The 12,063-nt window shown below is 72.6% G+C and carries 9 protein-coding genes; 5 read left to right on the forward strand and 4 right to left on the reverse strand.

Translation table 11 applies throughout. The annotated features are described in order from the left end of the window. Positions 1–20 precede the first annotated feature (20 nt). From ACWEPX_RS08450 to pdhA, 3 genes are read right to left on the reverse strand one after another with little or no spacing between them, the layout of a single operon-like run. A complete protein-coding gene (locus ACWEPX_RS08450; protein ID WP_451896439.1) occupies positions 21–1,391 on the reverse strand; it encodes a dihydrolipoamide acetyltransferase family protein in 1,371 nt (456 codons plus the stop codon). Positions 1,392–1,398: 7 nt separating this feature from the next. Beyond that, entirely contained in the window at positions 1,399–2,427 is a 1,029-nt protein-coding gene (locus tag ACWEPX_RS08455) for an alpha-ketoacid dehydrogenase subunit beta (protein ID WP_451896440.1), read from the reverse strand. Next, a complete protein-coding gene (pdhA, locus tag ACWEPX_RS08460) occupies positions 2,427–3,629 on the reverse strand; it encodes a pyruvate dehydrogenase (acetyl-transferring) E1 component subunit alpha (protein ID WP_451896441.1) in 1,203 nt (400 codons plus the stop codon). The genes ACWEPX_RS08455 and pdhA overlap by 1 nt, the downstream gene beginning before the upstream one ends. Positions 3,630–4,059: 430 nt before the next feature. Here pdhA and ACWEPX_RS08465 point away from each other — a divergent pair, with 430 nt between their 5' ends. Then, positions 4,060–5,469, forward strand: a complete 1,410-nt coding sequence (locus ACWEPX_RS08465) for a M20/M25/M40 family metallo-hydrolase (RefSeq protein WP_451896442.1) — start codon at positions 4,060–4,062, stop codon at positions 5,467–5,469. Position 5,470: 1 nt separating this feature from the next. Here the strand turns inward: ACWEPX_RS08465 and ACWEPX_RS08470 are convergent, their stop codons facing one another. Continuing rightward, positions 5,471–6,541 carry an ADP-ribosylglycohydrolase family protein gene (locus ACWEPX_RS08470; protein WP_451896443.1) on the reverse strand — a complete coding sequence of 357 codons (1,071 nt, stop codon included), beginning with the start codon at positions 6,539–6,541 and terminating at the stop codon, positions 5,471–5,473. A 58-nt stretch (positions 6,542–6,599) separates the two neighbouring features. Between ACWEPX_RS08470 and ACWEPX_RS08475 the strand changes: the two genes are divergently transcribed. The 4 genes from ACWEPX_RS08475 to ACWEPX_RS08490 all read left to right on the forward strand — a co-directional run bounded on the left by ACWEPX_RS08475 (position 6,600) and on the right by ACWEPX_RS08490 (position 11,989). After that, positions 6,600–9,272: an MGH1-like glycoside hydrolase domain-containing protein gene (locus ACWEPX_RS08475; protein WP_451896444.1), complete on the forward strand. Its 2,673-nt coding sequence runs from the start codon at positions 6,600–6,602 to the stop codon at positions 9,270–9,272. 118 nt (positions 9,273–9,390) lie between these two features. Next, positions 9,391–10,326 (forward strand): ABC transporter substrate-binding protein, encoded by a 936-nt coding sequence (locus ACWEPX_RS08480; RefSeq protein WP_451896445.1) that lies wholly within the window; start codon positions 9,391–9,393, stop codon positions 10,324–10,326. Further along, positions 10,326–11,228: an amino acid ABC transporter permease gene (locus ACWEPX_RS08485; RefSeq protein ID WP_451896446.1), complete on the forward strand. Its 903-nt coding sequence runs from the start codon at positions 10,326–10,328 to the stop codon at positions 11,226–11,228. The genes ACWEPX_RS08480 and ACWEPX_RS08485 overlap by 1 nt, the downstream gene beginning before the upstream one ends. Next, positions 11,225–11,989 carry an amino acid ABC transporter ATP-binding protein gene (locus ACWEPX_RS08490; protein ID WP_451896447.1) on the forward strand — a complete coding sequence of 255 codons (765 nt, stop codon included), beginning with the start codon at positions 11,225–11,227 and terminating at the stop codon, positions 11,987–11,989. Before ACWEPX_RS08485 ends, ACWEPX_RS08490 begins: the two co-directional genes overlap by 4 nt. Positions 11,990–12,063 lie beyond the last annotated feature (74 nt).

Here is a 12,063-nt window from a genome sequence, read left to right on the forward strand (position 1 = left end):
CCACCCCCCGCGCGGCGGCGTCAGAACGCCAGCGCCATCCCCGGGTCGGCGAGCAGCGCGCCGACGTCGGCGAGGAACTCCGACCCCTGCTGCCCGTCGACCAGGCGGTGGTCGAAGCTCAGCGCGAGCTGGCAGACCTTGCGGACCTTGATGTCGCCGTCCACCACCCACGGCATGTCCCGGATCGCGCCGAAGGCGAGGATCGCCGACTCGCCGGGGTTGATGATCGGGGTGCCGGTGTCGACGCCGAAGACGCCGACGTTGGTGATGGTGAAGGTGCCGTTGACCATGTCGCCGGGCGGCGTCTTCCCCTCGCGGGCGGTCGTGGTCAGCTCGTCGAGCGCGAGCGCCAGCTCGCGCAGGGAGAGCTGCTCGGCGTCGCGGACCTTCGGCACGATCAGCCCGCGCGGGGTCGCCGCGGCGATGCCCAGGTGCACGTAGTCCTTGTAGACGATCTCCTGGGCGGCCTCGTCCCACGCCGCGTTGACCTCCGGCGTGCGCCTGATGGCCAGGGTCACCGCGCGGGCGCAGAAGGCCAGCGGGGTCAGCCGGACGTCGCGGAACTCCCGGTGGTTCTTCAGCCGGGCCCGCAGCTCCATCATCGGCGTCACGTCGACGGTCAGGAACTCGGTGACGTGCGGGGCGGTGAAGGCGCTGCTGACCATCGCCTGGGCGGTCACCTTGCGCACGCCCTTGATCGGCACCCGGCGCTCGCCGCCGCGGGCCACCGGCTGGGCCGCAGGCTCCGGCCCGGCCGCCGCCTGCTGGACGTCCTCGCGGGTGATGACGCCGTCGGCGCCGGTCCCGGTCAGCGTCCGCAGGTCGACCCCGAGGTCCTTGGCCAGCTTGCGCACCGGCGGCTTGGCCAGCGGGACGTACCCGCCCGCAGGCGCGGGCTCGGCGGCCGGGGCTGCGGCAGGCGCGGGCTCGGCGGCCGGGGCGGCGGCAGGCGCGGGCGCGGAGCCGTTCGGGGTGAACGCCGCGCCCACCTGCTGCTGCACCGCGGCGGCCGCGGGCTCGGCAGGCACGGCCGGGCCGCCCCGGCGCGCCCGGCGCTTGGCCGTGACCGCCTTGGAGCCGTAGCCGACCAGCGGCTTCATCTCCTCCTCGGCGGGGGCCTCGGCCGCGGGGGCCGCCGCGCCGCCGGGGTCGGTGTCGATGGTCAGGATCGGCGTGCCGACCGCGACCGTCTCCCCGGGCTGCACGTGCAGCTCGGTCACCACGCCCGCCCACGGGCACGGCAGCTCGACGGCGGCCTTGGCGGTCTCGATCTCCACGATGATCTGGTTGACCGCGACCTCGTCGCCGGGCTGCACGCGCCAGGAGAGGATCTCCGCCTCGGTCAGGCCCTCGGCGGTGTCGGGCAGGGGGAAGCTCTTGAACTGCGGCATCAGTCGATCACCAGGCCAGCGAGCGGTCGACGGCGTCGAGCACCCGGTCGAGGTCGGGCAGGAAGTGCTCCTCCAGCTTGGCTGGGGGGTACGGCACGTCGAAGCCGTGCACGCGCAGCACCGGCGCCTCCAGCGAGTAGAAGCACTCCTGCTGCACCCGCGCGGCGATCTCCGAGCCGATGGACGCCTCCGACGGCGACTCGCTCACCACCACGAGCCTGCCGGTGCGCCGCACCGAGTCGAACACCGGGCCGAGGTCCAGCGGGGACAGCGCGCGCAGGTCGATGACCTCCAGGGAGTGCCCGTCCTCCTCGGCCGCGGTGGCCGCGTCCAGCGCGACCTTCACCGACGGGCCGTAGGCGACCAGCGTCGCCGTGGTGCCCGCACGCACGACCCGCGTGGCGAACAGCGGGTCCGGGGTGGCGGCCGGATCGATCTCGGCCTTCATCGCCGCGGAGTGGTAGTAGCGCTTGGGCTCGAAGAACAGCACCGGGTCGTCGCAGCGGATGGCCTGCTGGATCATCCAGTAGGCGTCCACGGCGTTGGAGCAGGTGACGACCTTGAGCCCGGCGGTGTGGGCGAAGTAGGACTCCGGGGACTCCGAGTGGTGCTCGACCGCGCCGATGCCGCCGCCGTAGGGGATGCGGATGACCATCGGCACCTTCACCCGGCCCTGGGTGCGGGTGTGCAGCTTGGCGACCTGGGAGACGATCTGGTCGAAGCCGGGGAAGACGAACCCGTCGAACTGGATCTCGCACACCGGGCGGAAGCCGCGCACGGCCAGGCCGACCGCGGTGCCGATGATCCCGGACTCGGCCAGCGGGGTGTCGAGCACGCGGTGCTCGCCGAAGTCCTTCTGCAGCCCGTCGGTGATCCGGAAGACGCCGCCGAGCTTGCCGACGTCCTCGCCCATCACCAGCACCTTGGGGTCGGCCTCCATCGCCGCCCGCAGGCCCAGGTTGAGCGCCTTGCCGATGGTCAGCGACTGCACGGCCGGGGCGGCGGCCTTGGCCTGGTTGATCGCGGGCGCGGCCATCAGTGCTCACCTCCGAAGGCGGACAGGTACGACAGGAACTCGTCGCGCTGGGCGTCGAGGAACGGGCTGGGCTCGGCGTAGACGTTGTCGAACATCTGCCGCACCGGAGGATCGGGCATGTTGAAGCAGAACTCGCGCAGGTCGGCGGCCATCTTGTCGGCGTCGGCCTGGACCGAGTCGAGGAAGTCCTGGTCGGCCATGCCGTGGCGGACCAGGTGGACGCGGACGCGCTCGATCGGGTCCTTGAGCTTCCACGCCTCCAGCTCGTCGGAGAGCCGGTAGCGGGTCGGGTCGTCGGTGGTGGTGTGGGCGTCCATCCGGTAGGTGAACGCCTCGATCAGCACCGGGCCGTTGCCGTGGCGGCACTCGTCCAGCGCCCACCGGGAGACCGCGAGGGAGGCCAGCACGTCGTTGCCGTCCACCCGGATGCCGGGGAAGCCGTAGCCGCGGGCCCGCTGGTAGAGCGGCAGCCGCGACTGGCGCTCGGTGGGCTCGGAGATCGCCCACTGGTTGTTCTGGCAGAAGAACACCAGCGGCGCGTCGTAGACCGCGGCCCAGACGAAGCCCTCGTGCACGTCGCCCTGGCTGGTGGCGCCGTCGCCGAAGAAGCACATCGTGGCTTCGCCGTCGTCGTCGCCGACCTTGCCCTCGAACCGCTGGCCCATCGCGTACCCGGCGGCGTTGAGCACCTGGTTGCCGATCACGATGGTGTAGGGGTGGAAGCGGTGGGCCACGGAGTCCCACGTGCCGTTGTCGGTGCCGCGGAAGATGCCCAGCAGCTCCTCGGGCTTGATGCCCCGGCACCAGGCGACGCCGTGCTCGCGGTAGGAGGGGAACACCATGTCGGTCGGCCGCAGCGCCCGGCCCGCCCCGATCTGGGCGGCCTCCTGGCCCAGCAGCGGGACCCAGATGCCCAGCTGGCCCTGCCGCTGCAGGGCGTTGGACTCGCGGTCGGCCCGGCGCACCAGCACCATGTCGCGGTAGAGCCCGCGCAGGTCCTCATCGGTGACGTCGGCGACGTAGCGGTCGAACCGGGGGTTCTCGACCCGCTCGCCTTCCGGGGTCAGGAGCTGCACCAGCTCCGGCCCGCCCTCGCTGGTCGCACGCAAACCCGCGATCACCTGCTCTGCTGTCGGAGCGGCGGCGGTCGCGGCTGGCCCCTCCCGGGGTTCCGGGTGCGTCCACTGTTCGGCAGAGGACATGTGGTTCTCCTCTATCTCCTCCGGTCCGCACCCCCGCTCGTGGCGGGCGGGCACGGCCGCGCCGCGGGTCGCCGCCGCCGCTTGTCATCGGCAACGGCCCCGTCGACGCTGACGGTTCGTTCCCACATCCTGGCATGGCGCACCCCGATCCGGTGAGCCCGCACAGCCCGTTCGTTACCTACGGCGGCGCTCTGACCTGGGAAAACCATCGGACTACCGACGATTGGTCGCCATAGCGGACGGCGATCGGCGCAGCGTGCGGGCGCGGGCGCGGCGGCGGTGGTGATCGAGTCGGGGCGGTCGTGAGGTGCGTCACGTGGGAGGGTGAGCCCGCGGCCGCCGGCGGGAAGGACTGGGCCGCGGGCTCACCGCCGAGCCTGGCCCAACCCGGCTGAGACGATCTCAGCTTCGGTGATGGCAGGATCGGGGCGTGGACACCGCAGCCGTTCAGCAGGGCGTGCGCGCGGTCTGGGCGGACGCGGTCCTGCCCAGCCTGCGCGACTTCATCGCCATCCCCGCGCTCTCCCCGACCTTCGACGCCGACTGGGCGGCCAACGGGCACCTCGACGCCGCCGTCGAGCACCTGCGCGCCTGGATCGCGGGCCGCGGCCTGCCGGGCGCGGAGCTGGAGGTGGTGCGGCTGCCGGAGCGCTCGCCGCTGCTGCTGGTCGACGTGCCCGGCACGGCCGACGCGGGCACCGTGCTGCTCTACGGCCACCTCGACAAGCAGCCGCCGGTCGGCGGCTGGTCCGACGGCCTGGGCCCGTGGACGCCGGTGCAGCGGGAGGAGCGGCTGTACGGGCGCGGCAGCGCCGACGACGGCTACGCCGGGTACGCCGCGACCGCGGCCATCGAGGCGGTGCGCGCGGCGGGCGGGCAGCACTCGCGGTGCGTGATCCTGCTGGAGACCGGCGAGGAGTCCGGCAGCCCCGACCTGCCCGCCTACCTGGAGCACCTGGGCGAGCGGCTGGGCGAGGTCGCGCTGGTGGTCTGCCTGGACTCCGGCGGGCAGGACTACTCCCGGCTGTGGCTGACCACCTCGCTGCGCGGGCTGATCTCCATCGACGTCACGGCCCGGGTGCTCGACGCGGGCCAGCACTCCGGCCTGGCAGGCGGCATCGCGCCCAGCTCCTTCCGCGTCCTGCGCGCCCTGCTGGAGCGCATCGAGGACGCCGCCACCGGCGAGCTGCTGCTCCCCGAGCTGACCGTGGACATCCCGGCCGACCGGGTCGCCGAGGCCCGCGCCACCGCAGCGGCCGCCCCCGGCGCGCTGCGCGCCACCTTCCCCCTGCACGGGCGGACCAGCCCGATGTCCGACGACGAGCTGGAGCTGATCCTCAACAACAGCTGGCGGCCCACGCTCAGCGTCGTCGGCGCGGCCGGGCTGCCCGAGCCCGCCGACGCGGGCAACGTGCTGCGCCCGTTCACCACGCTGTCGCTGAGCTTCCGCCTCCCGCCGACCGCCGACGCCGACAAGGCCCTCGCGGCCATCCAGAAGACCCTGACCACCGACGTCCCCAACGACGCGACGATCGAGTTCAGCCGCATCGACATCGCCAACGGCTGGAACGCCCCGCCGCTGGCCCCGTGGCTGCGCACCGCCCTGGACCAGGCATCGGCGGAGGTCTTCGGCGAGCCGTGGCGCACCGTCGGCCTCGGCGGCTCGATCCCGTTCATGGGCCTGCTCGCCGAGCGCTACCCGTCCGCGCAGTTCGTCATCACCGGCGCCCTGGGCCCCGACAGCAACGCCCACGTCCCGGACGAGTGGCTGCACGTGCCCCAGGCCATGCGCATCACCGAGACCGTCGCCCACCTGCTCGACGCCCAGGCGCGGTCCTGACTCACCAGGCCGGGTAGCGCTCCTGCCAGGCCGGGTCCACCTGGTCGGCGGCGTAGACCATCAGGGCGTCGTCGACCAGGCGGATCATGGGGTCGCGGAGTTCGAGGTCGGCCAGGAGGCGGGGTGGGATGGCGGCCGCGCCGGTGATCGCACCCAGGAGGTTGCCGCAGATGGCGGCGGTGGAGTCGCTGTCACCGGAGTGCTCGGCGGCCAGCGCGAGGCCGTCGAGGAGGTCGGTGGCGGTGAGGGCGGCGCAGACGGCGATGGCCAGCGCCTCCTCGCCGACCCAGCCGCCGCCGAGGGTCTCCAGCGACTCCGCGGTCGGGCGGCCCTTCTCGGCCAGGGCGGTGGCGGCGGCCAGCGCGGCCTCGGTCTCCGCGCCGCCGTCCCACTCGGCCAGCTCGGCGCGGACCTCGTCCAGGGCGGTCGGCAGGGCGGCGCCGTCGAGCAGGCGGCGGACCAGGAAGGCCAGGGCGCCCGCGCTGAGGTAGCCGCTGGGGTGGCCGTGGGTCAGCGCGCCGGAGCGGGCGGCCAGGTCGAAGACCGCGGCCGCGTCGGTGGACCACAGCGCGACCGGGGCGGCCCGCATGACCGCGCCGCAGCCCTTGGAGTCGTTGATGCGGTGCTCCGGCGACCCCGACGGGATGCCGCCCGCGAACCCGCGCAGGGCGGCCAGGACGGTCGCGCCGGGGGCGCGGCGGCTGTGCAGGGCCTGCTCGGCGACCAGCCAGCCGTCGGGGCGCTCGGCCAGCGCGTAGGTCCCGCCCGCGCGGTGCCACGGCGTGCCCTGGGTGTGGTACCACCGCTGGTAGGCGTGCTGGAGCACCGAGATCGGGTGCTCGGCCAAGCCCAGCCCGCGCGCCATCTGCGCCCGGATCATCGCCTCCAGCGTGAACAGGGTCATCTGGGTGTCGTCGGTGATGCGGCCGACGCCGCCGTAGGCCGTGGCGTACTCGCGCACGCCGCCCGGGAAGCGGGAGCGGATCTCGGCCAACCCCATGAACTCCACCGGGCCGCCGAGGGCGTCGCCCACCGCACCCGCCAGCACACATCCCAACCAGGCTTCGCGCACCCGGCCCACCCTAGTGATTGTTCACGCGGTATCAGCACGGTCAGTCACACTGGGGCGGATGAGCGAGCGCGATCGGCTGGAGGCGTCCGGGTCCGCGCAGTCGCCGTGGCGGCTGTGGGGGCCGTACCTGGCTGCCCGGCAGTGGGGCACGGTCCGCGAGGACTACTCGCCCAACGGCGACGCCTGGGGCTACTTCCCCTTCGAGCAGGCCCGCTCCCGCGCCTACCGCTGGGGCGAGGACGGCATCGCGGGCATCTGCGACCGGCACGGCTTCCTCAACTTCGCCGTCGCGCTCTGGAACGGCCACGACGAGATCCTCAAGGAGCGGTACTTCGGCCTGTCCAACACCGAGGGCAACCACGGCGAGGACGCCAAGGAGTACTGGTGGACCACCGACGGCACCCCCACCCACTCGTGGATGCGCGTCGTCTACCGCTACCCGCAGGCCGCCTACCCCTACGCCGAGCTGCGCGAGATGGCCGCCCGCGCGGGCCGCGACGCCCCCGAGCCGGAGCTGGCCGACACCGGCGTCCTCGACGGCGACCGCTTCTTCGACGTCCAGGTCACCTACGCCAAGGCCGCGCCGGACGACATCTGCGTCGAGATCGCCGCGACCAACCACGGCCCGGACCCCGCGCCGCTGCACATCGTCCCGCAGCTGTGGTTCCGCAACACCTGGTCGTGGGGCCGCGACGCGCGCAGGCCCGCGCTCATCGCCTCCACCGCCGACGGCTGGTCGCGCGTGCTGGCCGAGCACACCCTCCTCGGCCGCTACACGCTGCAGTTCGACGGCGCGCCCACCCTGCTGGTCACCGACAACGAGACCGACGAGGCGGGCCTGTTCGGCCGCCCGGTCAACCCCAGCCGCTACACCAAGGCCGGGATCGGCGACCACATCGTCAGCCAGATCACCGACGCCTGCCAGGTCGTGCGCGACGGCACCGCGTCGCAGCCGGGCACCAAGGCGGCGGGCTGGTACCGGTTCCCGGCCGTGGCCCCCGGCCAGACCGTCCGGGTGAAGCTGCGGCTGGTGGCCGGCAGCGGCCACGGCGCGGCGTTCGGCCGCTCGTTCACCGGCGCGCTGATGGACCGCGAGCAGGAGGCCGACGAGTTCTACGAGGAGATCGCAGGCCACGTGCGCGAGCCGGAGCGCACCGTCGTCCGCCGCGCCTACGCCGGGCTGCTGTGGACCAAGCAGCACTACCGCTTCCGGGTGCGGGAGTGGCTCGGCGGCGACCCGGCGCACCCGCCCGCCCCGGCCGAGCGGCTGCGCGGGCGCAACGCGCACTGGAAGCACGTGGACGTCGCCGACGTGCTGTCCATGCCGGACGAGTGGGAGTACCCCTGGTTCGCCGCCTGGGACCTGGCCTTCCACATGGTCCCCTTCGCCGTGGTCGACCCCGCGTTCGCCAAGGACCAGATCCTGCTGCTGTGCCGGGAGTGGCTGATGCACCCCGACGGCCAGCTCCCCGCCTACGAGTGGGCGTTCGGCGACGTCAACCCGCCCGTGCACGCCTGGGCGGCGCTGCAGGTCTACCGGGCCGAGGAGGCCGCGACCGGCCGCGGCGACCGGGTCTTCCTCGCCCGCGTCTTCCACAAGCTGCTGCTCAACTTCTCCTGGTGGGTCAACCGCAAGGACCCCGAGGGCAACTACCTGTTCGAGGGCGGCTTCCTCGGCATGGACAACATCGGCCCGGTCAACCGGTCCGAGCCGCTGCCCGGCGGCTGGCGGCTGGAGCAGTCCGACGCCACCTCGTGGATGGCGACCTACGCCCTGCACCTGATGCAGATGGCCCTGGAGCTGGCCCGCGAGGACGAGGCGTACGAGGACGTGGCGACCAAGTTCGTCGAGCACTTCCTGGCCATCGCCCAGGCCTCGACCCACTTCGGCTCGGCCGACCGGCCGATCTGGGACGACGAGGACGGCTTCTGCTACGACCTGCTCTCCCGCCACCACCCCGACGGCACCGTCGAGGCCCAGCCGGTGCGGGTGCGCTCGATGGTGGGCCTGATCCCGCTGCTGGCCGTGGCCCCGCTGCCCGCGTGGGTGTTCACCGAGCTGCCCGCCTTCGCCGAGCGGCTGAACTTCCTGCTGCGCCGCCAGCCCGCCTTCGGCCAGTTCCTCACCTGGCACGCCGACGGCGAGCGCAGCGCGCTGCTGTCCCTGCTGGACGTCCGCAAGCTCCAGCGCGTCCTCAAGCGCATGTTCGACGAGGAGGAGTTCCTCGCCCCGCACGGCATCCGCTCGCTGTCGGCGGCCCACCGCGACGGGGTGGACGTGCACATCGACGGCTGGCCGCACCGGGTGGCCTACGAGCCGGGGGAGTCGCGCACGCCGATGTTCGGCGGCAACTCCAACTGGCGCGGCCCGATCTGGTTCCCGACCAACGCGCTGCTGGTCCAAGCGCTGCACGTGCTCGACGCCTTCCACGGCAAGGACCTGCAGCTGGAGCTGCCGACCGGCGCCGGGACGAAGGTCACCGCGGGCGACGCCGCCCGGGACCTGCAGCAGCGCCTGGCCGCGCTGTTCCTGCCCGGCCCGGACGGCCGCAGGCCCGCCGACGGCGACCGGGTCGAGGCGGCGGACTCCCCGCGCTGGCGCGAGCACGTCACGTTCAGTGAGTACTTCGACGGCGACACCGGCGCGGGCCTCGGCGCCTCGCACCAGACGGGGTGGACCGCGTTGGTCGCCGTACTTATTGCTGGCTGGCCGGGCACCAACGGGAAATAACCCGGCGCCGGAACCTGACGGAAGGTGATCTGTCCGTAACCAGGGCCGTGCTGTGCTGACCCCCGATCGGGTGGCAGTATCCCCAGCACTCCGGTTAACCAGACACGAGGAGTAGATGGTGTCCCGACGACAGTTCCGCAGGCTGAGCCAGGTGACCACGGGGATCGCGGCCGTCGCGCTGGCCGCGGCCGCGTGCGGCTCGGGCGGCAGCGGCGCCCCGCAAGACCCCGGTGCAGGCCAGAGCACCCCGACCGCGGAGGTGCCCGCCGTCGCCAAGGACCCGGCGCTGGCCGCCCTGGTCCCGGCCGACATCGCCGCCGACGGGAAGATCGTCGTCGGGCAGGACCAGAGCTACCCGCCGAACGAGTTCGTCGACGAGCAGAACCAGGCCGTCGGCATGGACATCGACCTCGGCAACGCCATCGCGGCCAAGCTGGGGCTGACGATGGAGTACCAGAACAGCGCCTTCGACGGCATCATCCCCGGCCTGACCTCGGGCAAGTACGAGCTGGGCATGTCGTCGTTCACGATCAACGCCGAGCGGCTCCAGCAGGTCGACATGGTGTCCTACTTCAGCGCGGGCACCTCCATGGCCGTGCTCAAGGGCAACCCCGACGGCATCGCCATCGACGACCTGTGCGGCAAGAACGTCGCCGTGCAGAAGGGCACCGTGCAGGTCGAGGACCTGGAGAAGGCGTCGGCGGAGTGCAAGACCGCGGGCAAGCCGGAGATCGCGGTCTCGCAGTTCCAGAACCAGACCGACGTGACGCTGGCGCTGACCGCCAAGCGGGCGCAGGCCATGCTGGCCGACTCCCCGGTCGTGGACTACGCGATCAAGCAGACCGAGGGCCAGCTGGAGACCGCGGGCGAGCCCTACGACACCGCGCCCTACGGGATCATCGTGCCCAAGGGCAAGGGCGAGTACACCAAGGCGATCCAGAGCGCCGTGCAGGCCCTGATGACCGACGGCACGTACACCAAGATCCTCGAGAAGTGGGGCGTGCAGGCGGGCGGCATCACCACCGCCGAGATCAACCCCGAGCCCGCGGGCTGATGATGGGGCGGGACGTCCCGCAGAAGGTCGTGCCGGTGCGCCACCCCTGGCGGTGGGTCACCGGCGCGATCCTCGCGGTCCTCATCGCGCAGGCGGCGACCAGCGTCGTCACCAACGACAACTTCGGCTGGCCGGTCGTCTGGGACTACCTGTTCGACCCGCGCGTGCTGCAGGGCCTGCAGAACACGCTGGTGCTCACCGTGCTGTCGATGGTCATCGGCGTGCTCGGCGGGATCCTGCTGGCGATCATGCGCCTGTCGGGCAACCCGCTGGCCGCGGGGGTCGCGGGCGGCTACATCTGGCTCTTCCGCGGCACCCCGCTGATCACCCAGCTGATCTTCTGGTTCTTCATCGCCGCGCTGTACCCCCGGGTGGGGCTCGGCGTGCCCTTCGGCGGCCCGGAGTTCGTCTCCTGGGAGACCAACACGCTGATCACCCAGTTCAGCGCCGCGCTGCTGGGCCTGGGCCTGAACGAGGCCGCCTACATGGCCGAGATCGTGCGCGGGGGCATCCAGTCCGTCGACGAGGGCCAGACCGAGGCGGCCAGCGCGCTGGGCATGACCCGCGCGCGCATCCTGCGCCGGATCGTGCTGCCGCAGGCCATGCGGGTGATCATCCCGCCGACCGGCAACCAGACGATCTCCATGCTCAAGACCACGTCGCTGGTCATCGTGATCGGCTACTACGAGCTGATGGTCGCCGCGCAGCAGATCTACTCGCGCAACTTCCAGACCATCCCGCTGCTGATCACCGCCGCGCTCTGGTACCTGGCGCTGACGACGGTGCTGACGCTGGTCCAGTCCCAGATCGAACGCCGGTACTCCCGCGGCATGTCCCGCTCGTCCAAGGCGGAGCGCGGGCTGATGAACCGGCTGCTGACCAGCGGGAGCAACCAGGTATGACCGAGCCGATGGTGCGCGCCGAGGGCGTCTGCAAGAACTACGGGAGGCTGGAGGTGCTGCGCGGGATCGACCTGGAGGTCGGCCACGGCGAGGTCATGTGCGTCATCGGCCCGTCCGGGTCGGGCAAGTCGACCTTCCTGCGCTGCATCAACCACCTGGAGAAGGTCGACGCCGGGCGGCTCTACGTCGACGGCGACCTCGTGGGCTACCGCCAGCGCGGCGACCGCCTCTACGAGCTGCGCGAGGACGAGGTCGCCCACAAGCGCCGCTCGATCGGGATGGTGTTCCAGCGGTTCAACCTGTTCCCGCACATGACCGCGCTGGAGAACATCATCGAGGCCCCCGTCGGGGTGCTCGGCAGGCCCAAGTCCGCCGCGCGCGAGCAGGCGCTGGAGCTGCTGGAGCAGGTGGGCCTCGGGGACAAGGCGGGCGCCTACCCCAACCAGCTCTCCGGCGGCCAGCAGCAGCGGGTCGCCATCGCCAGGGCGCTGGCGATGGAGCCCAAGCTGATGCTCTTCGACGAGCCGACCTCCGCGCTGGACCCGGAGCTGGTCGGCGACGTCCTCGGGGTCATGCGCGAGCTGGCCGAGCAGGGCATGACGATGGTCGTGGTGACCCACGAGATGGGCTTCGCCCGCGAGGTCGGCGACTCCCTGGTCTTCATGGACGAGGGCGTGGTCGTCGAGCAGGGCGACCCCCGCGAGGTGCTGGGCAACCCGCAGCAGGAGCGCACCCGGGCGTTCCTGAGCAAGGTGCTGTAGCCGGACGACCCGCGACCCCGCGTCGCGGGTCGCCTCTTCGCGCGACCAGCCCCACCGCCGCCGGTCGGTCTCTA

The organism is Actinokineospora sp. NPDC004072 (assembly GCF_053604195.1).